General features: G+C 35.9%; 44 protein-coding genes and 1 pseudogene. 36 read left to right on the plus strand and 9 right to left on the minus strand.

Annotation, left to right across the window (positions count from 1 at the left end; all coding sequences use genetic code 11):
• Nucleotides 1–126 precede the first annotated feature (126 nt).
• The 8 genes and pseudogenes from JUJ52_RS08550 to JUJ52_RS08585 form a co-directional block, all read right to left on the minus strand.
• Nucleotides 127–1,302, minus strand: a complete 1,176-nt coding sequence (locus JUJ52_RS08550; protein ID WP_121605560.1) for a dicarboxylate/amino acid:cation symporter — start codon at nt 1,300–1,302, stop codon at nt 127–129.
• A gap of 107 nt (nt 1,303–1,409) precedes the next feature.
• Nucleotides 1,410–1,607 (minus strand): hypothetical protein, encoded by a 198-nt coding sequence (locus JUJ52_RS08555; protein WP_166530848.1) that lies wholly within the window; start codon nt 1,605–1,607, stop codon nt 1,410–1,412.
• A gap of 83 nt (nt 1,608–1,690) precedes the next feature.
• Nucleotides 1,691–2,452 (minus strand): annotated as a pseudogene (locus JUJ52_RS08560) (aminoacetone oxidase family FAD-binding enzyme); the annotation flags it as partial.
• Between the two features lie 18 nt (nt 2,453–2,470).
• Entirely contained in the window at nt 2,471–3,883 is a 1,413-nt protein-coding gene (locus tag JUJ52_RS08565) for a recombinase family protein (RefSeq protein ID WP_205388746.1), read from the minus strand.
• Nucleotides 3,884–3,886: 3 nt separating this feature from the next.
• A complete protein-coding gene (locus JUJ52_RS08570) occupies nt 3,887–4,051 on the minus strand; it encodes a hypothetical protein (RefSeq protein WP_205388745.1) in 165 nt (54 codons plus the stop codon).
• Nucleotides 4,026–4,517, minus strand: a complete 492-nt coding sequence (locus tag JUJ52_RS08575; protein WP_205388744.1) for an ImmA/IrrE family metallo-endopeptidase — start codon at nt 4,515–4,517, stop codon at nt 4,026–4,028. Before JUJ52_RS08575 ends, JUJ52_RS08570 begins: the two co-directional genes overlap by 26 nt.
• A 73-nt stretch (nt 4,518–4,590) precedes the next feature.
• Nucleotides 4,591–4,938: a membrane lipoprotein lipid attachment site-containing protein gene (locus JUJ52_RS08580; protein WP_228088856.1), complete on the minus strand. Its 348-nt coding sequence runs from the start codon at nt 4,936–4,938 to the stop codon at nt 4,591–4,593.
• 39 nt (nt 4,939–4,977) lie between these two features.
• Nucleotides 4,978–5,340 carry a helix-turn-helix domain-containing protein gene (locus JUJ52_RS08585; protein WP_228088857.1) on the minus strand — a complete coding sequence of 121 codons (363 nt, stop codon included), beginning with the start codon at nt 5,338–5,340 and terminating at the stop codon, nt 4,978–4,980.
• Nucleotides 5,341–5,496: 156 nt separating this feature from the next.
• Here JUJ52_RS08585 and JUJ52_RS08590 point away from each other — a divergent pair, with 156 nt between their 5' ends.
• Together JUJ52_RS08590 and JUJ52_RS08595 are read left to right on the plus strand one after the other, a co-directional pair.
• On the plus strand, nt 5,497–5,745 hold the full coding sequence (locus JUJ52_RS08590; RefSeq protein ID WP_228088858.1) for a helix-turn-helix domain-containing protein: 249 nt from the start codon (nt 5,497–5,499) through the stop codon (nt 5,743–5,745).
• 11 nt (nt 5,746–5,756) lie between these two features.
• On the plus strand, nt 5,757–6,002 hold the full coding sequence (locus tag JUJ52_RS08595; RefSeq protein WP_228088859.1) for a hypothetical protein: 246 nt from the start codon (nt 5,757–5,759) through the stop codon (nt 6,000–6,002).
• A gap of 38 nt (nt 6,003–6,040) precedes the next feature.
• Here the strand turns inward: JUJ52_RS08595 and JUJ52_RS08600 are convergent, their stop codons facing one another.
• Nucleotides 6,041–6,244, minus strand: coding sequence for a hypothetical protein (locus JUJ52_RS08600; RefSeq protein ID WP_228088860.1), 204 nt, complete (start codon nt 6,242–6,244; stop codon nt 6,041–6,043).
• A gap of 67 nt (nt 6,245–6,311) precedes the next feature.
• On the opposite strand from JUJ52_RS08600, the gene JUJ52_RS08605 reads away from it, so the two are divergent.
• The 34 genes from JUJ52_RS08605 (at nt 6,312) to JUJ52_RS08770 (ending at nt 19,307) form a co-directional block, all read left to right on the plus strand.
• The gene (locus tag JUJ52_RS08605; protein WP_205388742.1) at nt 6,312–7,031 is read left to right on the plus strand and encodes an ORF6C domain-containing protein; all 720 of its coding nucleotides are present in this window, start codon (nt 6,312–6,314) and stop codon (nt 7,029–7,031) included.
• Nucleotides 7,032–7,286 carry a hypothetical protein gene (locus tag JUJ52_RS08610; protein ID WP_121605551.1) on the plus strand — a complete coding sequence of 85 codons (255 nt, stop codon included), beginning with the start codon at nt 7,032–7,034 and terminating at the stop codon, nt 7,284–7,286.
• Nucleotides 7,287–7,335: 49 nt separating this feature from the next.
• Nucleotides 7,336–7,482 (plus strand): hypothetical protein, encoded by a 147-nt coding sequence (locus tag JUJ52_RS08615; protein WP_162986470.1) that lies wholly within the window; start codon nt 7,336–7,338, stop codon nt 7,480–7,482.
• A gap of 83 nt (nt 7,483–7,565) precedes the next feature.
• Nucleotides 7,566–7,844: a helix-turn-helix domain-containing protein gene (locus JUJ52_RS08620; protein ID WP_205388741.1), complete on the plus strand. Its 279-nt coding sequence runs from the start codon at nt 7,566–7,568 to the stop codon at nt 7,842–7,844.
• An 83-nt stretch (nt 7,845–7,927) separates the two neighbouring features.
• Complete coding sequence (locus JUJ52_RS08625; RefSeq protein ID WP_205388740.1) at nt 7,928–8,206, plus strand: YqaH family protein; 279 nt, start codon at nt 7,928–7,930, stop codon at nt 8,204–8,206.
• An 86-nt stretch (nt 8,207–8,292) separates the two neighbouring features.
• Nucleotides 8,293–8,466 carry a hypothetical protein gene (locus tag JUJ52_RS08630; RefSeq protein WP_205388739.1) on the plus strand — a complete coding sequence of 58 codons (174 nt, stop codon included), beginning with the start codon at nt 8,293–8,295 and terminating at the stop codon, nt 8,464–8,466.
• A complete protein-coding gene (locus JUJ52_RS08635; RefSeq protein WP_205388738.1) occupies nt 8,463–8,678 on the plus strand; it encodes a hypothetical protein in 216 nt (71 codons plus the stop codon). Before JUJ52_RS08630 ends, JUJ52_RS08635 begins: the two co-directional genes overlap by 4 nt.
• 103 nt (nt 8,679–8,781) lie before the next feature.
• On the plus strand, nt 8,782–9,012 hold the full coding sequence (locus JUJ52_RS08640; RefSeq protein ID WP_205388678.1) for a hypothetical protein: 231 nt from the start codon (nt 8,782–8,784) through the stop codon (nt 9,010–9,012).
• Nucleotides 8,978–9,889 (plus strand): hypothetical protein, encoded by a 912-nt coding sequence (locus JUJ52_RS08645; protein WP_228088861.1) that lies wholly within the window; start codon nt 8,978–8,980, stop codon nt 9,887–9,889. Before JUJ52_RS08640 ends, JUJ52_RS08645 begins: the two co-directional genes overlap by 35 nt.
• Nucleotides 9,849–10,664 carry a PD-(D/E)XK nuclease-like domain-containing protein gene (locus tag JUJ52_RS08650; RefSeq protein WP_226983532.1) on the plus strand — a complete coding sequence of 272 codons (816 nt, stop codon included), beginning with the start codon at nt 9,849–9,851 and terminating at the stop codon, nt 10,662–10,664. The genes JUJ52_RS08645 and JUJ52_RS08650 overlap by 41 nt, the downstream gene beginning before the upstream one ends.
• A complete protein-coding gene (locus tag JUJ52_RS08655) occupies nt 10,654–10,815 on the plus strand; it encodes a hypothetical protein (protein ID WP_205388676.1) in 162 nt (53 codons plus the stop codon). The genes JUJ52_RS08650 and JUJ52_RS08655 overlap by 11 nt, the downstream gene beginning before the upstream one ends.
• 19 nt (nt 10,816–10,834) lie before the next feature.
• Nucleotides 10,835–11,716 carry a DUF4373 domain-containing protein gene (locus JUJ52_RS08660; RefSeq protein WP_228088862.1) on the plus strand — a complete coding sequence of 294 codons (882 nt, stop codon included), beginning with the start codon at nt 10,835–10,837 and terminating at the stop codon, nt 11,714–11,716.
• On the plus strand, nt 11,598–12,566 hold the full coding sequence (locus JUJ52_RS08665; RefSeq protein WP_228088863.1) for a DnaA ATPase domain-containing protein: 969 nt from the start codon (nt 11,598–11,600) through the stop codon (nt 12,564–12,566). Before JUJ52_RS08660 ends, JUJ52_RS08665 begins: the two co-directional genes overlap by 119 nt.
• A 2-nt stretch (nt 12,567–12,568) precedes the next feature.
• A complete protein-coding gene (locus JUJ52_RS08670) occupies nt 12,569–12,739 on the plus strand; it encodes a DUF6011 domain-containing protein (protein ID WP_205388674.1) in 171 nt (56 codons plus the stop codon).
• Nucleotides 12,732–12,896 carry a hypothetical protein gene (locus JUJ52_RS08675; RefSeq protein ID WP_205388673.1) on the plus strand — a complete coding sequence of 55 codons (165 nt, stop codon included), beginning with the start codon at nt 12,732–12,734 and terminating at the stop codon, nt 12,894–12,896. The genes JUJ52_RS08670 and JUJ52_RS08675 overlap by 8 nt, the downstream gene beginning before the upstream one ends.
• A complete protein-coding gene (locus JUJ52_RS08680; protein ID WP_205388672.1) occupies nt 12,893–13,156 on the plus strand; it encodes a hypothetical protein in 264 nt (87 codons plus the stop codon). Before JUJ52_RS08675 ends, JUJ52_RS08680 begins: the two co-directional genes overlap by 4 nt.
• Nucleotides 13,153–13,428 carry a hypothetical protein gene (locus JUJ52_RS08685; protein ID WP_205388644.1) on the plus strand — a complete coding sequence of 92 codons (276 nt, stop codon included), beginning with the start codon at nt 13,153–13,155 and terminating at the stop codon, nt 13,426–13,428. Before JUJ52_RS08680 ends, JUJ52_RS08685 begins: the two co-directional genes overlap by 4 nt.
• A gap of 11 nt (nt 13,429–13,439) precedes the next feature.
• A complete protein-coding gene (locus tag JUJ52_RS08690; protein WP_205388643.1) occupies nt 13,440–13,658 on the plus strand; it encodes a hypothetical protein in 219 nt (72 codons plus the stop codon).
• Between the two features lie 2 nt (nt 13,659–13,660).
• Nucleotides 13,661–13,975, plus strand: a complete 315-nt coding sequence (locus JUJ52_RS08695) for a BC1872 family protein (protein WP_205388642.1) — start codon at nt 13,661–13,663, stop codon at nt 13,973–13,975.
• Between the two features lie 2 nt (nt 13,976–13,977).
• Nucleotides 13,978–14,295, plus strand: a complete 318-nt coding sequence (locus JUJ52_RS08700; protein ID WP_228088864.1) for a hypothetical protein — start codon at nt 13,978–13,980, stop codon at nt 14,293–14,295.
• Nucleotides 14,288–14,605 carry a hypothetical protein gene (locus JUJ52_RS08705; RefSeq protein WP_228088865.1) on the plus strand — a complete coding sequence of 106 codons (318 nt, stop codon included), beginning with the start codon at nt 14,288–14,290 and terminating at the stop codon, nt 14,603–14,605. The genes JUJ52_RS08700 and JUJ52_RS08705 overlap by 8 nt, the downstream gene beginning before the upstream one ends.
• Entirely contained in the window at nt 14,598–14,894 is a 297-nt protein-coding gene (locus JUJ52_RS08710; protein WP_205388641.1) for a hypothetical protein, read from the plus strand. The genes JUJ52_RS08705 and JUJ52_RS08710 overlap by 8 nt, the downstream gene beginning before the upstream one ends.
• 16 nt (nt 14,895–14,910) lie before the next feature.
• Nucleotides 14,911–15,087: a hypothetical protein gene (locus JUJ52_RS08715; RefSeq protein WP_205388640.1), complete on the plus strand. Its 177-nt coding sequence runs from the start codon at nt 14,911–14,913 to the stop codon at nt 15,085–15,087.
• A complete protein-coding gene (locus JUJ52_RS08720; protein ID WP_205388639.1) occupies nt 15,084–15,317 on the plus strand; it encodes a hypothetical protein in 234 nt (77 codons plus the stop codon). The genes JUJ52_RS08715 and JUJ52_RS08720 overlap by 4 nt, the downstream gene beginning before the upstream one ends.
• Before the next feature lie 31 nt (nt 15,318–15,348).
• Nucleotides 15,349–15,495, plus strand: coding sequence for a hypothetical protein (locus JUJ52_RS08725; RefSeq protein ID WP_205388638.1), 147 nt, complete (start codon nt 15,349–15,351; stop codon nt 15,493–15,495).
• A 54-nt stretch (nt 15,496–15,549) separates the two neighbouring features.
• Nucleotides 15,550–15,846, plus strand: coding sequence for a hypothetical protein (locus tag JUJ52_RS08730; RefSeq protein ID WP_228088866.1), 297 nt, complete (start codon nt 15,550–15,552; stop codon nt 15,844–15,846).
• 17 nt (nt 15,847–15,863) lie between these two features.
• Nucleotides 15,864–16,421, plus strand: coding sequence for a hypothetical protein (locus JUJ52_RS08735; protein WP_228088867.1), 558 nt, complete (start codon nt 15,864–15,866; stop codon nt 16,419–16,421).
• Nucleotides 16,418–16,903: a YopX family protein gene (locus JUJ52_RS08740; protein ID WP_228088868.1), complete on the plus strand. Its 486-nt coding sequence runs from the start codon at nt 16,418–16,420 to the stop codon at nt 16,901–16,903. Before JUJ52_RS08735 ends, JUJ52_RS08740 begins: the two co-directional genes overlap by 4 nt.
• 25 nt (nt 16,904–16,928) lie before the next feature.
• Nucleotides 16,929–17,273: a hypothetical protein gene (locus JUJ52_RS08745; RefSeq protein WP_205388734.1), complete on the plus strand. Its 345-nt coding sequence runs from the start codon at nt 16,929–16,931 to the stop codon at nt 17,271–17,273.
• Nucleotides 17,260–17,865, plus strand: coding sequence for a dUTP diphosphatase (locus JUJ52_RS08750; protein ID WP_205388634.1), 606 nt, complete (start codon nt 17,260–17,262; stop codon nt 17,863–17,865). The genes JUJ52_RS08745 and JUJ52_RS08750 overlap by 14 nt, the downstream gene beginning before the upstream one ends.
• The gene (locus JUJ52_RS08755) at nt 17,855–18,004 is read left to right on the plus strand and encodes a hypothetical protein (protein ID WP_205388731.1); all 150 of its coding nucleotides are present in this window, start codon (nt 17,855–17,857) and stop codon (nt 18,002–18,004) included. The genes JUJ52_RS08750 and JUJ52_RS08755 overlap by 11 nt, the downstream gene beginning before the upstream one ends.
• A 10-nt stretch (nt 18,005–18,014) precedes the next feature.
• The gene (locus JUJ52_RS08760; protein ID WP_228088869.1) at nt 18,015–18,521 is read left to right on the plus strand and encodes a hypothetical protein; all 507 of its coding nucleotides are present in this window, start codon (nt 18,015–18,017) and stop codon (nt 18,519–18,521) included.
• A 50-nt stretch (nt 18,522–18,571) separates the two neighbouring features.
• Entirely contained in the window at nt 18,572–18,943 is a 372-nt protein-coding gene (locus JUJ52_RS08765; protein WP_228088870.1) for a hypothetical protein, read from the plus strand.
• Nucleotides 18,936–19,307, plus strand: a complete 372-nt coding sequence (locus JUJ52_RS08770) for a RusA family crossover junction endodeoxyribonuclease (RefSeq protein WP_228088871.1) — start codon at nt 18,936–18,938, stop codon at nt 19,305–19,307. The genes JUJ52_RS08765 and JUJ52_RS08770 overlap by 8 nt, the downstream gene beginning before the upstream one ends.
• Nucleotides 19,308–19,390: the final 83 nt, after the last annotated feature.

The raw sequence follows: 19,390 nt of genomic DNA on the forward strand, positions 1-19,390 counted from the left end.
GCTACTAGAGGAAGCGTAAATCTGAGCATTTAGTGATAAGGACTGAGCGAATTTTGCTCCGTTTTTCTTATGGAATTATTTAGATGAAACGACCTGAGTCGATCGACTCAGGTCGTTAAGTTGTTATTATGATATATTCGCTTGTTTTGATTTTCTACTTAATGAATTAGTGATAGAGGTTATTGCTCCGTCTCCAGTGACGTTACAAGCTGTTCCAAGGCTATCTTGAGCTAAGTATAATGCGATCATTAACGAAACCATAGTTGGACCAAAATGAAGCATGCTTTCTAATAATCCAATTGCAGCCATAACTGCTCCTCCTGGAACTCCTGGTGCAGCAACCATTGTTATCCCTAGCATTAAAATAAATGGAACAATAGTAGCGAAACTAACAGCATCCCCCTGCAAAAACATAACAGCTAACGCACAGCTAACTATTGTAATAGTACTTCCAGACAAATGAATGTTTGCTAGTAAAGGAACCGTGAAATCTGCAATGCCTTCACGTACTTTTAGAGTTTTTGTGTGCTTTAGTGTAACAGGAATAGTAGCTGCTGAAGACTGTGTTCCCAATGCTGTGAAATATGCTGGCACCATTCTTCTCAACATACTAAATGGATTTTGTTTACTCATTGTTCCCGCTATTGTATATTGAATAGTTAAATACAATATGTGAAGTATAACTATCATAACAAACACTTTAGCAAAAACTGCTAGAATCGTACTTACTTGCCCAGCTGCAGTCATATTGGCAAATATTCCAAAAATATGAAATGGAAGTAATGGAATAATTACTTTTTCAATAACTATATGAATAATGTTACGAAAATCCTTTGTAATATTATATAATGCATCTCCTTTTATCGCAGCAATTCCAAGGCCAATTACAAATGAAAGAAGAAGTGCTGTCATTACTTCCATTGGTGGTGGCATAGCTACTTGGAAAAACCCTTCACTAAGACCTTCTGATGGATCTGTAAAGGATTGTAACGATTGATTGTTCAGCATTAAAGGATATAACATTTTTGCTGCAAGAAATGCTAAAATGCCAGCAATAACTGTAGATGAGTAAGCAATAATACCAGTTAGTCCAAGTAATTTACCTGCACCACGCCCCATTGAACCAATTCCAGGCGCTATAAAGCCTAGAATAATTAATGGGATTATAAAACCAAGAAAGTTCCCAAATAGGTCGTTAAAAGTAGCAAACAAGCGAATAAACCAGTCATTAGCAAATGACCCAACGGCAATACCTAGTAGGATTGCTATTAGTATTCTTAGTAGTAATCCAAAACCTTTCACTGATTCCCCTCCCTTTTGTAATACCCCCTATTTTACACAATTTATAATTGATAGTAAAACTAAATTTAAAAAAAGCGTACCAATTTTGTTGGTACGCTTTTGTCTGTTTAGCTCATCCCATAAGGACCTAATTGTTGGGAATTACTAGAATTTCCATTATTTGAGTTTGTCATTTGCGAAACAAACGGAATCATTTTCTGCATGGTCTGTCCAAGATTTTGATTATTTTTAGTCATCGTATAATACGTTGCTGCTCCTACACCTACAGAGGCAATAATCGGTAACCACATTCCATTTTTTTGCATTTAAACCAACCCTTTCTAAGATCCTTATAGTTAAAACGCAGACAATATTAGATTGATCTACTTGTCTTAAATAATGCAAGGAATCAACTACCAACATGTCCAGACTCAATGGCCGCGTTTAATCCAGCTAATCTTCCAGTTACTAGAGCTGAAGTTATATTATAACCGCCGGTATAACCGTGTATATCAAGAATTTCGCCACAGAAATAAAGTCTTTCCATTATTTTTGACTGCATTGTATTTGGAACAATTTCTTTAATTGAGACACCGCCTCCTGTCACAAATGCTTTATCAAGAGGTAAAGAACCATGAACTGTAAAGGTAAACTGTTTAAGATCATGTATAAGTTGTCGAATGATTTGCTTAGACAGTGATCCTGCTCTTTGATCTTCTTTAATCTGATGTTTAGTTAGCAGATATAAAATAAATCGTTCTGGAGCTATCCCTTTTAAGATATTTTTAAAGGATTTTTTAGGATTCATCTCCACATTACGTAATATTCTATCTACAATTATTTGTTCCGATTCATGTGGTAATACATCAATAATCATTGGAACAACAGTTCTTCCCTTTTTTAACTCTTTTACAACAAATTGAGAGCATCTTAGTACTGCAGGACCTGAGATCCCAAAATGAGTAAAGATCATATCCATTTGATGGCTAATAATCGGCTTATTCTTTTGATTAAGTACAGATAACTTAACATCACGTAAAGATAGACCTTGAAGAGCTTTATTCTGTATAAAAGGTTCATTAGATGTTAATGCAACCTCTGTTGGATAAAGTTCTGTTATTGTATGACCAGCTTTTTTTGCCCATGCATATCCGTCTCCCGTTGAACCTGTTCACTTACAAGGCATGTTTTAATTGAAGGTTATCTCTTTAATATCAACCTTGTCTATACCTTTTTTGTCCTCATCAATATCAACAATGATTTTATCAATTACTATCTGCATAAGCTGTTTCTTTTCATTTTGTTCAAGTGCTTCCCAATTATTAGCGGTGCTTTTCATCATTTCTATTATTTCGGAATTTATTTGATTCGGCTTATTCATATTAAATTTAGCAATTTTCTTTTCATATTCTGCATGTTTTTCGTGTTCTTCCTTCATGCGATCTTGAAATTCTTCATCCGTTAACATTTCATTCGCCCAAGCATATTGCCATTTCTTTTGTCGCTGTTTAATTTTATCTATTTCCTTTTCTAGTCGCCTGATTTTTTGCTTATTTTCCTTATTATCCAATGGATTTATTTCAACTTCATTTTCATTAAATGCAATATTCTTTAAATAATCGATGAATTTCTGCTCTATAAATAATTCACTAAAGCTGGGCATATCGCATTTATGGTATAGATTATTGGTACATCTATAACGTTTATATTGTCGTGCTTTAATCCCTTTCATTTTCGCTCCGCATCGAGAACATCTTAATATACCAGAAAAATAATAGCTACTAGTGGCTTGTTTACCATGAAATTTTCGTCTTGCGTCCCTTGTCGCGAGTGCGCGATCAAAAGTTTTTTTATCAATTATAGGAGGGTAAATGTCATCTACTTCAAAGCTTTTATCTTGGTTAACCCTCACACCGTATTGTAACGTTCCCACATTCTTTTTATTTGTTAATACATACTTTACCTTTCGTTCATCCCATTCGGCTCCTGTACGTGTTTCTAAGCCCATTTCATTTAACTTTATAGCAATACTTCTATCGCTCAATCCAGATAGATACCATTCATACATATCTTTTAAAATGGATGCTTCATGTTCAACAATGACGAAATTTCCATCAATTTTATTATGTCCGTATCCAACTGTTCCACCTTTCCATTTACCTTCTCTTGTCATTTGCTCCATTCCCATAGAAACACGCTCCCCTAATCTTTCGCGTTCGAATTGAGCGAAAGAGGCAACGAGTGTAATAAACATACGTCCGATTGCGCTTGTGGTGTCGTAAACTTCTGTAGCTGATTTAAATTTACAATTATTTTCCTCGAATTTTTGTAGCAAATTGTATAAATCTAATACTGATCTTGTTAGTCTGTCCAATTTATAAACAAGAACACAATCAATTAAGTCATTTTCGATGTGGGTGATCATGCGCTTTAATTCAGGGCGATTTGTGTTTTTGGCGCTCGCTCCTTCTTCAACATAATAGCCCATAATCTCCCATCCTTGCGATTCGCAATATGCTGTAAGCTGTCTTTTTTGCGCTGATATAGAAAAGCCATCTAATTGTTCACGAGTAGATACACGAATGTATAAAGCTGTTCTCAAAGTTTATTCCCCTTTCTTAATTAAGTGTTTTGGCATGTCAACATAATCAATAATGTTTCCAGTTAATTCCCCATTTTCATCCTTCCATATGCCCTTGTACACAGGTATATTTAATATTTCCTCAGCTCTCTTTTGTCTTCGTTTAGCTTCCAACGATATAACGTTCATGATATACCTCCTGAATATAAAATTTATTTTTGTACATTTCTAATCTATTGTAAGCAAAGTCATAATCGACATTAAATATCTGCATAACATCATATATTGTATAGTTGTATAGCTTGTCTAGCATAAAAGTAGGAATTGCTAAATGATAGCTGAAATTATTTGCTTGCCATTCTTGCAATTCTAAAAATGGAAACGGAAGAAATTCTTGTCTACCAACATGCCAAAGAGGGTGGCATAACTCATGAGTAAAATCCTCCCATTGTTTCTGTTTAGAGGCAAAAGCATCAATGAAAATAATATCTTTGCCATCCTTAGAAACTGTTTCGCTACTATATTCCCAATAATAAACGGGCATATTTAATCTTTCTGCTATCGTCATTATATTTAATTCTTTCGGATCAGTAATGTTACATCTAATTAAAAGTTTTTTTATATAATCCTCTGTTCTTGAAGTAGTGATAAACATAAAATCCCCCTTGTTTATAGAATGTATGTTCGATTGTTGGTTATAAGAGAGGGTGTACATGATTTGTACACCTTTATTCAAAATTTATATATACTTTATCTCTTTCATTTTCACCAATTTGAGCCAAACCTTTTTCGGTCCAAGCATATTTCGCGATAGCAACTAATTTACCAAATTCTTCACTATCTGATGGTTCGTGAATGCGAGCTGTGATAGAATCAGATCCCCAATATTCATCCGAAGAGAGTTTATCTATAATAGATTTAATTTCATCTTCACCATTCGCATCCGTTACTAATCTTGCTACAATTCTTCCTTCTCCCGGTTCTTCTTCCTCTATTATTTTGTAGTCGATATCAGCGCTACTATTACATGCTGTTAAAATGAAAACAATACTAATTAAAATCAATATTTTTTTCATTCTAATCCCCCCTTTTTAATTTTCTATCTATGAATAATCTTAGTTGTCTTTTTCATCCTCTTTGAAAGCTTCCCATATTTTCTTTAATCTTTTAAGATCTTCCTCTTTATTTTTTGGAAGTTCTCTATACCATCTTTCTAATGATGGATCGTTACGGAAAGCCTCAAAGGCTTCTTCTTCTGTCATGTGTGGTTGGTCGCTATGACCTAATAAGTAGTCTGTAGTGACATTGTATAATTTAGCTAGATTTCTTATTATATCTGGATCTGGATTTCTAGTACCGTTTTCATAACCAGATAATGTATTACTTCTTACCCCTATTTTATCTGCAACGAATTTTTGGAGATATCCGTTTTTTTCTCTTAACTCTTTAAGTCTCTTAGCAAGAATCTTATCATTCATATACAACAACCTTTCTTGCATGCATTATATCGCAAATCATGAATTATTAATTAAAAAATCGCAAAAAGTGATAAAAAATGTTGACTATCTCATTTTGCGATGTTATATTTAGAACAAGACATCACGAAATGCGATTTTTTGAAGGAGGTGAATCTCTTGAAAGACACCGAGATCATTACTAATAATTTAAAAAAAATGAGGGAAAAAAGGGGGATTAAACAAAAATTTATTGCGGAACAACTAGGTATATCACCTAATTATTACTCTCAAATTGAAAACGGTCATCGCCAACTACAGATTGAACACATTTTAAAATTGCGCTCTATTTTTGATGTTAGTTTAGATGAAATTTTTTTTAATAATGAGATCGCAATTCGCGAAAATAAACAAAAACAAGCAATATAGGAGGTAATCAGATGAGTTCAAAAATGAAACAAAAAATTCAATTTGATAAGTTGCAGCACTTGCAGATCAACATGAATGGGCAAAAGCTTTGTTATGAAGGAAGTATTGAGATTAATGGACTTCAATTGGAAGAGGGTATTAGTTCAGTTGAATTGATTCTCAAAGCCAGTAAAAGTCCAGAAGTTATTGTTGAGTATCACCCTCGTTTAATTAAACAGGAAGTTGCGGTAGCACTTGGATTAACTATTGTTGAGTAATCTTCCTCTTGAATGACGGTTCAAGAGGAAGTGTAAAACTATTTCATGATTACAATTGGCGCTTTGCTTGTGAAATAAACTTCAGTTTCTTGTATCAATCTTGGGTTTTTGTAGTGAAAGTGATTCACAGTATCAGCAACATCTTGTTGATCAAAGTGTTCCAGATGATATTCGGTAGTACCTTTTGGCGCATTTTTAATCAATTGCTCTATTTCTTTCGCTATATATTCTCTATAAGCCATAATCACCCTCCTTTCTAGCACTAGTTTACTAGAAAAGGTTGGAAATAAAAATAAAGGAGCGATTCAAATGAATCAATTAAAAGTAATTTCATTCAATGGAAAATTAGTAACCGACAGCAGAGAAGTGGCAGAAATGGTTGGTAAATCTCATGACCAACTTATGAGAAGTATTAGAAAGTATGTTGAATATTTAACCTCTGCAAAAATGCAGACGTCAGAATTCTTTGTTTCTAGCACATATAAAGATTCAAAAAACGAAAGTCGACCGTGTTTCTTAATTACTAAAAAAGGTTGCGATATGGTCGCTAACAAAATGACCGGGGAAAAAGGTGTACTATTCACTGCTGAGTATGTAACAAGATTTGAAGAAATGGAAAAGCAACAACCGAAAATTCTATCAGATAAAGAGCAACTCATGGCTTCCATGAAATTATCTATTGAACACAATGAAAAGATCGAACAGCATGATGAGCGCATTACAAACCTCGAAGAAACTATGCGTATAGACGGAGCGCAAGAACACACTCTTAATAAAAAAGGTAAAAAAGTTGTTATGGAAGCACTAGGTGGTAAATCGTCACCTGCATATAAGAGCATGGCATTCAAAGTATTTTCGGCTTTTTGGAGAGATTTTAAAAACCATTTTGAAATACCTAGGTATGGCGATTTACCAAAGAAACAGTTTGAAGAAGGATTGCGCTTTATAGGCATGTGGCAACCATCGACCAGTTTAAAAATAGAAATTGATGAAACCAACAACCAACAAACGTTAGAAGGTGTTATTTAAATGATTACTAAAAAATTAACTTTAGTACTTGGTGATTGCCAAGCAGTTGTGGAAGTAGAGAAACAAGGTGATGACTTCTATATATTCACTCTTTCGGAATATGAGGTCAATACAGACAAAACAAACGACGAAGAAACACAACGCGAGGTTACTAGTGTTATAGAACTGTTTCTTGGTTCGGATGAAATTAACGAATTAATAGATTCTTTAAGGCATTTAAGAAGTGAAGGTCCACTAAGTTTTTTAAATAAATGAGGCAAAAAGAGGAGCGCATTAAAGCGCTAATAAATAGGGAGGGTCTAAGATGCCAACAAAAGTTACGTACAAAACAAGCGAGGAACACACAAAGAAACTAATGCTTAACTTTTTTAAGAAAACAAGCATTCCGCGTATTATCGCGGAACACCAAAACAAACAGGAGGAATCAAAAACACCGAGTGGGGGTCGGTAATTACATCATAACGTATTTATTGAAGCATTACTGTGCAACCCCTGCAATTGTGCGAATCCTGCACATTGAAGGAGGTGAAAATGATGGAATATGGAGCACGATTTCGGAAGATGAGAAAGCGAGCTGGTTTGTCACAAGAGGACTTGTCGGAAGTAATGCACATGTCACGGAGCAATGTATCAAGGCTAGAAAGTAATAAGCTTAAGATTTCATTCGATGATGCAATCAAATGGGCGCAAGCAACGAACTCACAGGACATGCTTATTGCATTGGTTTGCAACATAGATATAGCGAGCGCCGCCCAAATGATAGCCGATACGTTCCAAGCAGCAGGAACAATTCTGTTAGGAGGTCTTATATGAAGGAAGCAAAGGATTGCTATGTAGCTGTATACGGTTTAATCATATTGTTCTTTATCATTATTAATTATTTCTAGGAGGTAACTATGAATCTAGAAAAGCACTTTTTAAAAGAGCATCGTAACAGAGCAAGCAAAGAGTACTGCTGTGTAAAGGATTTGAATAAAAGGATACCAGAATTGATAGAAAATGGAGATTTTTATAAGGCAAAACATACGATTATTGACCTTACTAAATCTATTCATGAATTGGAACAAATGAGCAGCAAGAAATACAAAGAAGACAAACTTCATAAACTGGTGCAGGAATTAGCACATCGAGGCGTTGACGTAGAAATAGTTAGGATGCATTTAAATGAGCGATAAACAAATAGATTGGTTTTATAACTGTCTAGGAATCGTGATGTTAATTGTGTGGTTTTTCTTACTTATCAACTATTAGGAGGTAAAACATGCGAGCAATAATAAGTTTTGAAGGTAAGCAATGTCCAGTGAAAGGTATCCGGTGGAATGAAGATGGAAGCATTGCACATTTAAGCTTTTATGATAAAAATGGAGAATTCCGGACTATTTTTAAAGAGGATTACGATCTTAAAAACATGGTCACGTGGGAGGAAGTAGAGTGAATCACCCAGCTGTCGAAAGAACATTGCGTACAGGCTATCCAGCAATGAACTATCGCACAAATGAATATTGCGTGGACATGTTTGGTGAAACGGTATGTACTGGCGACGAGATTCTAGTCTTTCAAGATTCGTTTTTCTTGGCCGGAGCACTGACCGAACGAGAAAAGGAGATCTTGGAATTGCTGGGCGCAACTTATGAAGAAGCGCAATAAAATACACCCTCTGCCAAGGGTGCAAAAATTGATCGGTGAAAATCATTAAATTATGACTTTATTATACTTCACCGATCCAATTAGGACAAGGGAGGAATAAACAATGGCCATATCATTTGTCGATGAATACAAGCTATATCGTTATAACGGTTGTGGTGACACCAAAGCATTTGGTCTTGTAGCTGCACGAATAGCGTTAAGTGGTACACATGCGGATTTAAAGGCAGTACATGATTTATATATAGATGATCTTATTAATGACAGTCAAAATTCTATTAATCAATTGGAGGGTATGAATTATGAGCGAATTACAAATGCAGTATCAGCAGTCTAACAATACAGGGGTTACAGCACAATCTTCTTCAAGTCGAGAAATGGAAGAGGTAAAGGGTCAAATATTTATGGCTCGCCAGTTTCCGAGGGATGTTTTTCAGTCAGAACAACGCATTTTGGATGCCTGTAAACGACCAGCCTTAGCAGAAGTGGCGGTTTATAGATATCCAAGAGGTGGGTCGAAAGTTGAAGGGCCATCTATAAGATTAGCGGAAGTATTAGCACAAAATTGGGGGAACCTAGCATTCGGTGTGAAGGAATTAGAACAACGTCCTGGTGAATCTGTGGCTATGGCTTATGCGTGGGATTTAGAAACGAACGTGCGACAGGAAAAAGTATTTACTGTTAAGCATTCACGAAAAGCTAATGGCTCTGTTCAAAAACTTACGGATCCTCGTGATATTTATGAAATGGTAGCAAATCAAGGGGCTCGACGAGTACGCTCGTGTGTCCTATCCATTATTCCTGGTGACATTACAGAAAAGGCTACAGAGGAATGTAATAGGACTTTACAAGGAAACAACAAGGAACCTTTAAAAGAGCGTTTAGCGAATGCTCTATCAACCTTTAAAGACAAGTATCGTGTCACAAAAGAACAGATAGAAGAACACATGGGCTACAACATATCAGCATTTACCGAACGTGATTACGTTGATCTTATCAAGATATTTACATCTTTAAGAGACGGAATGAGCAAGCCTGATGACTGGTTTAAAAAAGAGGTCAAAAATAAGCAAGAATCGAAGCTGTCAGAAGCTTTTAAGGCTGATGAAAGTAAAACTATGGATAAGGAAGAAAAAGAGACAGACAAGCCTAAAACAGAGGAAGTGAAGGCTGATGACGACGAAGGAACACAGCAAGAAATTGACTTCGAATAATTACTATTCTCTTGAAATGGACAGGCAATATATGTCTGTATCGCAATTTAAACGTTTTATAGAATGCGAAGCTAAGACTATGGCTTATTTGAAAGGTGAATACAAGGAGCCGACTTCCAGTGCAATGCTGGTCGGTTCCTATACACATGCAGCATTTGAAAGCGAAGAATCATTTAATCAGTTTATAGAAGAAAATAACGGATCTATCTTTAAAAAACGTGGTGGCAAATACCAAGACTATGAACAAGCTGATTTGATGATCGAATCTTTAAAGAATGATCCCTTTGCCATGTTTGCTATGACTGGTGAAAAAGAGCAAATATATACAGCAAACTTATTTGGAGTCGACTGGAAATGCAAGATTGACAACATTAACCATCAACATCATTTTCTTTCGGATTTAAAGACTACACAGGACATTCATAAACGCTATTGGAGCGAGAAATACGATGGTTGGGTGTCGTTTATCGAGCGATGGGATTATGTGTTGCAGATGTCTATTTATCGCAAGATTATCGAGCAAAATACAGGTTATCTGTATACACCTTATATCGTCGCTGTAAGCAAAGAAAAACAACCAAATAAAGCTGTCGTGTATTTTGATGAAACTCGGTTTGATTTTGAGTATGAATATACAGAAGCAAAAATGCAACGAATTATGGAAGTTAAAAACGGTGAAGTGGATCCAGTTAGCTGTGGGAAATGTGATTATTGCAAGAGCAAGAAGAAGTTAAATGGAGTAATTGAAGTTGGAGAATTGATCTATGCACAATAAATCAAATGTACGTCTCCCAGAACATCTCTGGGAGACTGCACAAGACCAAGAAGATTTAAAGCAACTGATATTGCAGTATATGGAGCGTTATGAGGGTTATACCGTTTTAAAAGTTAAAGGCAGATTCGCTGTTTGTCAGATTAATAGGTAATGAGGTTGGAGGTGATAGAGTGGCTAGACCAACGAAAGAAGGATTGGACTATTTTCCACTTGATGTTGACATTGATCAGGACGACAAAATCGCATTAATTGAGGCTACCCACGGACTTGAAGGATTCGGAATAATTATCAAGTTATTAATGAAAATCTATGACAACAGTTATTTCTATAAGTGGGGAGAAAAAGAACAATTACTTTTCTCTAGGAGAGTTAATGTAAACATTAATAGAGTTAATGACATCATTAATGATTGTGTTAAGTGGGGGATATTCTCAAAACGATTGTATGAACAACATGAAATTCTTAGTTCAGCTGGGATTCAGAGGCGATATTTGGAAGCATCATCAAGGAGAAAACAAGTCAACATCACCTCTGACTACCTGCTTTTGGATGAAAAAGAGGTTAATGCATACAAAAACTTAGTTATTGTGAACATTAACTCGATAAATGAGGAATTTAGTGCACAAAGTAAAGTAAAGGAAAGTAAAGGAAAGGAAAGTAAAGCAGTAGTAAACGAAAACTCTACCGCCTTTGCATTAATTAAAAAATATCTTGAATTGAAGAATCAAATGCATCACAGCTCTAAAGATGAATTAGCTGCCCAAGAGGTTGAAAAAGAAGGAGTTCCTCCAGATGAAGCTGTTCAATATTTAGAAGAATGCTTTAGAGATTATGAATCAAAGAAAAAACATAGCAGAGATCAAATAAATACTCTTAACTATTGTGTTGGATATATTCTAGATCGCCATTACCAAGAAAGGGAGGAATCTAATAATGTCACAGGGATTCGCGGACGTAGGGGGAGCTATTCAAAAAATAATAGATCGGGCACAAGCTATGAGCAAGCAAAGCGAGAACTCGACGCAGCAGAAAGAGCCTTTGGAGGACATTAATTGTTTAGATTGCAGAGACACAGGCATGTTGATCGAAAAAGTGGAGGAAGAATTAAAACTAAAAGGACAAGAGCCTATGAAGATTCTCAAAGATGTAGGCAGACCTTGCCACTGTGTTAAGCAGAAAAGCTTAAAAAATAGATTTAAAAATGCACTAATTCCTGATGAATTTAAGGATGCCCGATTTGATAACTATGTCTTAGAAAGTGATGTACAAAAAACATTATTTAAAGCCATCAAAGACTATCTAGAGGACTTTCCAAACATTATTGAAAATAAGCCAGAACATAACAGCATAGGGTTTATGGCTTCATTTGGAGAAAGTCGAATTCGTGCAATGAATGCCGAGGATCGTTATCAGGCTAAAGCTGAACATAATAACTTTGGACTCGGCAAAACACATTTACAAATGGCTGCGGCTAAGTGGATATTAAACCGCATTCGTGTAAGGGATGAAATTGCACCAGGTCAGAAATCGAAATTTGATCGTGGTTGCAGGGTGCTTTGTGTATCGGACGTTACCTTTATGGATGATCTTACTAGCGCAAAAATGGCTAGCGATGGTGGAGAATCCCTTAATAAATTAACAGAAAGTGCACTACAAGCTGATGTGTTGGTTTGGGATGATCTAGGAAAATCAAAGCATTCGGAATCAAAAGAGGGTCTCTATTACAAAATTATCAATGAGCGGTACCTACACAAGAAACCAATTATATTCAGTTCTAACGAAGATACAGGAACTCTAGCGGATAAGATCGGATATGCAGCATCAAGTAGATTGCTAGGAATGTGCGGAGATCATTTATATAAAGTCGAAGGCAAAGACTATAGATTACGGAAAGGAGCTTAATCATGCAACACACAGAATGCGCCACTTGTGGCAGAAAGCTAAAGGATAAAAAGAGCATTGAACGTGGTTATGGTCCTGTCTGTTACGACAAGCATTTACAAGCTATCGAAGAAGAATTTGAAAGGAATCAAATGACTATTTATGACGTGATAGAGGGGGAAGCCTATGTGTAACACCTGCAATAACACAGGAGGAATCGCATATCGGACAAGCTGGGGCATTGAATTTAAACCCTGCCCAGATAATCACTGTGACTTTTCTCGGGATGATAGCGATATTGAACGGTTGCAGGCATGGCTGGATAGCTTGGATAGGAGTAAGTCGGCGTGAATACTGCAAGCGAATCAAATATTCCTCTACTTCCTAAGGGTGTGAAATATAGATTTATCTTGGAAGATTTGGAACTTGCTTTCAGTGAAAAACAATTAAAAAACATCGTGAGCCAATGGGAATACGGCAGAAGCATTGAAGATATTGCAGAAATCAACTCCAGGAATCCACATGAAATATTTTTAGCTCTGTATGATCAAGCACGAAAAGAAAATATAAAACGTCCGTTTGCTTATCGGATTGGGAGGTCTAGGAAATGAAATTAAAAATATTTAGATTTGGAAATGATCGTTGCGATTGGGTGTGTCATGAAAGCAAAGAAAAGGCAATACAATTTTATGTGTCAATATGTGGCGACACTTGCTACCAAGATTTGCTGGAATTTTGGGGAGATGAAGCTGTAACAGAAGAACCTATGGATAAAGTATTTACATTTTACCCTGATGAAGAAACGCCCGATAAAGACACATTTGAGAATCTCATTAAGAAATATTGCGATAAGCCGGATTTTTTTGCTCATAGTGAATTATAGGAGGTCTAGGTGTGAGTGATTACATTGTCTACTCAACTCATATGAAACCTTCTAAGATAAAGGGAGAATTTCCAGATATATTCTATGAGTACATTGCTGTCGATTCAGCAATAGGGTTTTTCTACACCCTTACAAATGACAGAGAAAATGCTTATATATTCGATGAATCGCAATTAGAGGATGCTCGTTTTATTGCAGATTGCTGGAGAATGAAAATTAAGGAGGTCTAGGGATGGATAACAGAAAGATAGATCAATTAGTAGCTGAAAAGGTTATGGGATTTGAAGTGCGGAATGGTCAACGTGCGGAAGATGGAAAAAGGTTTGGAATCCCATCCTACAGTCAAAAAATAGAAGATGCTTGGCAAGTGGTTGAGAAGTTAGATCGAAAATATGAATTTGAACTCACGAGATTTGAAGATGAAGACAAATGGTATTGTGATTTAACAAATTGGAATGATGATTTAAGGAGTATTAGATCGGTTGAAAAGACAGCCCCACTAGCAATATGCAAAGCAGCACTAAAAACAGTAGGTGTGGAGGTTTAGGGATGGATAAACGGTTGGAAGAAGCTAAAGAACTAGTTGCCGACTATAGAAATAAACAAAAATCAAATAACGTACTTTTAACTGACTATGGTCTGGACTTAATTGATTATCTTATCCAACAAGCAGAACGTGCGCAGGAGTTGGAGGCAGAACTCGATGCATGTGCATCACTATACGAAAGGAAAGATGGTTGGGCTTGTTATCTTGCGAAAAAGAACAGACGCTATGAACAATATTTGAAAGATATACGGGATATAAGCACAGGATCACCACACAATTTTGCTGTGGAAGCATTGAAAGGAGGAGAATCCAATGGATAAACGGTTGGAAGAGATAAAAGAAGCTTATAGATTATCTCATAAAGAAATAGGGGCTTATGTTAATTCAGAAGGGATAGAATACCTTATCCAACAAGCAGAACGTGTGCAGGAGTTGGAAACTTCAAGAAAAGAAATAGCTGCATCTTTCGCTGAAACGTGGCAACAAAACCAACGCTACAAACAGGCTTTGGAAGAAGTGCTTTTTGAAGCTTATGAAGAAGCAGGAACGCATCCAGATACAGGTTTACAAATGGATACATGGATAACTAGACGGATTGAACAGACATTGAAAGGAGTAGCCAATGGATAAAATATGCGAAACACATGGGCGTTTAAGGTGTAGCGAGTGTGATTATGTAGGAGAGTTAGAAGAACGTGTGAAAGAGTTGAGGAAGCTGTCCTTGAAACTCAATCATGATTTATTCAGTGAACGGATGGAGAAAGACAGATACAAATATGTAAATGAGATTCAAAAAGAAAGAATTAAAGAGTTAAAACAGGCTTTGGAGGAAATAGAATCACGAGCATTGCAAGAAATCAATTCAGGGGGTCAGCTAGATCCCGAAGAAGTGGTTGAAATAGTACGTCAACATTTATAAAAAAAGGAGAATCAGAATGAAAACAATAGTCTTTTGCCACAGAACCGGCGTAGGTGAACATGATATTGATGAAGAAGAATTCGAATTTGAAGATGATGCTACCGAAGAAGAGATAAACAAAGAATTTGCAGACTGGGCATGGGAGCGAGTTATGGATGACTTCACTTGGTACGAGAAGAGAGTAGAGGGATGAACTATAACAGGCAATACTATAAAGGCATTCCTCTACGGTTGATTAAGCGTAATTATAAAAAAATGAAAGCTAAACGATTCGTAATCAATGACACCAATCAAAATGTATGGATACCTAATAAACATCTGAAATCGGACGGAACTATCAAGAATACGGAGAATCTGGACTATATCTTTCGTAGAGCTAAAAGACAATTAGAAATTGCATTGAAAGGAGTAGAGAAAGGTTAAATTAGACAGAAAATATGAAGGAGTGAAAAATATGCATAGTTTTATGGTGTATGACAAAACAACCAATGAAACGATTTTCGAAGCCAATACGGAATGGGAGTGTATGGAATATATGTTAGAAAAACACCCTAATGACGACAACGTAATCATAGGCAGGACTAATACAAAATCCGAATAAAAAGCGAATTAAATAACTAACCCTCCCTTAATGGGAGGTGAAGGAGGAAATGGAATGAAGAACTATTTTTATAAAACAATTTTTAGATGTTTCAGTAATGCCGTTTTCGCTAGATACGGAAGTGTAGCGATTACGCTATACAAAGATGAAGCAAAGTCATTAATCAGATTTGTGGTATATGACATACCGAAAAGTAAGTTAGATGAATTACCAGAAGATAAACACGTCAATCATATTCAAATCGACAATTCATATTCCATACACGATGTTGATTTCAACGATGATATAAGCGTATCACAAAAAATAATTGATCTTTCGACTGCTTTTGAAATAGAAGTGTACAGTTCTTAATTAGAGGAGGAAATGGAATGAAGGCAAACATAAACCTTGAAATAAATAAGGAAGATCTCAATTACGAACTTGAATGTTTGGTGTCTAAAGTAGCTTCAGAACAAGTTAAAAAAATGGTTAGAGAACAAGCAACTGACATGGTGCGAGAAGAAGTAGAAAAAATCATTGCCCCAATTGTGGATAGTTATTTAAAAACAGCTATAGTTGGGGAAGAATATAAACCCATTCATAGCGATAAACCACCAAGGACAGAAGTTGATAAATATATCAAACGTACTCTGCAAAATTATTTAGATGAACCTTGTTTCCGTTATTCAAATACTGCAAGCAAATTAGGCGAAAAATATATGCCGTCTTCAAGTGGTGGAACGAAAACTACCAGAGCCGAATATTGGATTATGGATAAGGCAAGAGAATATGCAGATAAAGAATTGTTCTCGAAAATTGATTCACAAATCGAAGAAACAATAAAAAGCGTTATCCCTACAGGAGAACAAATTCAAGAAATGATAAAACAAGAAATACAAAACAAATTCAACCAGAAAGGCGTAACGTCAAAGGAGGAATCTGTGTGAAGGATATTAAATATCGGGCGTGGGATAAGAAAAGTAAAAAGATGCGATATGTAAACTGTATTGTTTTCGACGGGAAAGGTTCTTTTGAAAGTAATACTCAATCTATAAAACTAGTGAATTTGTGGGGATATGACATTATCGAAGGAAAAAACATTATTGTCCAAAGAGAACCTAAAGACGTCGATTTACTTCAATATACAGGCTTAAAGGACAAAAATGGAACAGGGATTTATGACCAATATATTTTAAAAAGAACAGTAACTGTCGTTGTTTTCGGAAGTGGTCATCCTCCTGAAGATGTTATTGAATACTTGAAAGTTGAATACAGAGAAGATTATGCAGGTTTTTACATTGGAGAAGACCCATTAGATAATTTTGTCGGTGCTAGATATGACGTGGCTACTGGTTGTGATTGTACTGATGTCGAAGTAATCGGAAACGCATTTCAGCACTCACACCTACTAGAAGGCGTAACGTCATGAAAGAACAATACCAGGAGGTCAAACAATGAAAGCTTGGCACACTCAAGATATTAACGGAGAAATGCAAGAAATTGTGTTCGCAGAAACTAGAGCAAAAGCGATATATCAAAGTGAAGCTTACGGGTGGACTGATTATATTAACGTGAGAATTAAAAGAGCGAGATACGCTGATGGTTTAGAAGGGAACCCCAAACAATTAAAACAGAGTATGTTAGAAAACGGATGGTGGTTTGAGTGTGATAGTTGTTTGACACATGTAGATATCGAAAATTTAATAAATCAACCAATTGTAACCAATAACGGAAAGGTAATGTGTGATACGTGTTTCAATAAAAAATTCAATCGGAGGTCAAACAATGAACTTAAATAAATTATTCCCCATTCAAAAGGAATTAGATACAAGGATAGAAAGAGAAAAAGGTCTGGAAGGACAGAACTTGCTAGATAAAAAGATACTAGCTCTACAGGTTGAATTAGGTGAGTTAGCTAATGAATGGCGTGGTTTTAAGTTTTGGAGTAATAAACAAAAGCCACAGCTCGCATACAATAAAGGTTGCGATGAATGCATTGGTGGCATTTCTAAGTCATCTCCTTTATTAGGGCCATATAGAAAGTGTGAGTATTGCAGAGTTAACCCACTCCTAGAAGAATACGTAGACTGCCTACACTTTATTTTGAGTATTGGGTTGGAAAAAAATCTTGAAGGTGTAAATGTTCCACTATCTGATAGGTTGCAAGTTGATATAACAACACATTTTAACGAGGTGTTTTTCTGGGTCAGTAATTTTAGAGATGTAGTTCTTGATAATGGTGAATTTGGAGATCTTGATTATATTTATAGAATTTTATTCATGCAATTTATTCGATTAGGCGAAATGCTAGGCTTTACCACAGAACAAATCGAACAAGCCTACCTTGATAAAAACAAAGTGAACCACGAAAGGCAAGCAAATGATTATTGAAACATTATACAAACACCGAGAAGGTCAAACATTAGTCGTTGCTGGGCACTTGTCAAAATATGAAATAAAAGCACTTATAAATAAGGGCTGGAGATTTGAGGAGCCAAAGGTCAATAAACATGGGATAAAAGTTAGTTAGGGGGATTGGGATGAATGAAGAAACAGTAAGAACTTTATCCAAAGTATTATCTAGAAATGCAGAGATATACGCTGAAAATATTCGTTCGAAAATAAGTAAACTAAGGAGTGATTGCATGAGTGAATGGCTTACTACAGGTGAAATGATAGATAAGTTGAAGGTTGGGGAGATTGCAGAATTGAAAAACACCTATGTCAAAGGAATAGAGGATATTGCATATAACGCTGTCATACGAGATAACGAAGGTTTTAAATGGTATCGCATCGATAGTGATAAAAAGGACTCTGAGTGCTTTGAAATTAACAATGTTGTGATTAATTGGGAATGGCGCATCTTACCAAACTATGTATCTTTTGAAGAAGCTATGGAAGCTTTGAATAAAGGGAAAATCACACATTTCCATCCCTTTCATAATCAGAGTGTCACTGTACATCCGGATGCTAATTTACAAGGTTGGATAGAAACGTACACATGGAAAGACTTAATTACAGGCAAATGGACGATAGAAAATGTATAGCAAAGAACACAATATAAAACCTATCTGGAATGGTTGAGGGGGTAATAAACATGAGTGAAGAAACGTGGCTTACTGCTGGTGAAATGATGAATAGCTTAAAAGTTAGAGAGATCGCCATTAGTAAAGAATCAAATATAAAAATAACTAAAGCCTTAAATGGAAATCTAGAATATGTAGATTACCCACAAGGAATAGTTGCTATGGAGCCGAAAATTCTTAATGCATTGTGGAGGATTGAACCCAACTATGTAAGCTTTGATGAAGCTATGAGTGCAAGAAAAAATGATGGCAAACAGGTATATTTTATCGATCCAGCAGATGGATCTCAACTTGAATTAAAAGGAACAGATCCTTTGTCATACTTTGGTCGGTTCAGCTGGGAAGAATTATTTAACGGAAATTGGTTGATTGAAAATGCTTGAATTTACGATACCTGGTAAGCCAGTACCAGCTGTCAGAATGACTCAAAAGAGTATGTACAAGAACAAATACGCACAGCGTTATCTGGCATATAAAAAGCAGGTTGGGTGGATTGCTAAGCAGCACATGAAGGATAAGCCCATTGAGGGACATGTAGGAGTTAGATTAACTCATTATATACATGGTAATAGAGCTGATATAGATAATCTATTTAAAGGCGTTACTGATGCTCTCAATAAGATCGTATACAAGGATGATCGGCAAGTTAAACAGATGGAATCAAGAATTATTCCATGTGAAAAGGAAGAACAACGGACAAAAATCGTAATTTATGAATTAGATCGGCTGGGGAATATAGCAAATTAGAACGTATGTGTCGATTCTGGGCGTTTTTATAACAGGTTAATAGTTTTTACTCATTTAATTAATAGAAACGCTCAGATTGGCTC

Origin of the sequence: Virgibacillus sp. AGTR (assembly GCF_016919725.2) — a bacterium.
Classification (GTDB): Bacteria; Bacillota; Bacilli; order Bacillales; family Amphibacillaceae; genus Virgibacillus; species Virgibacillus salarius.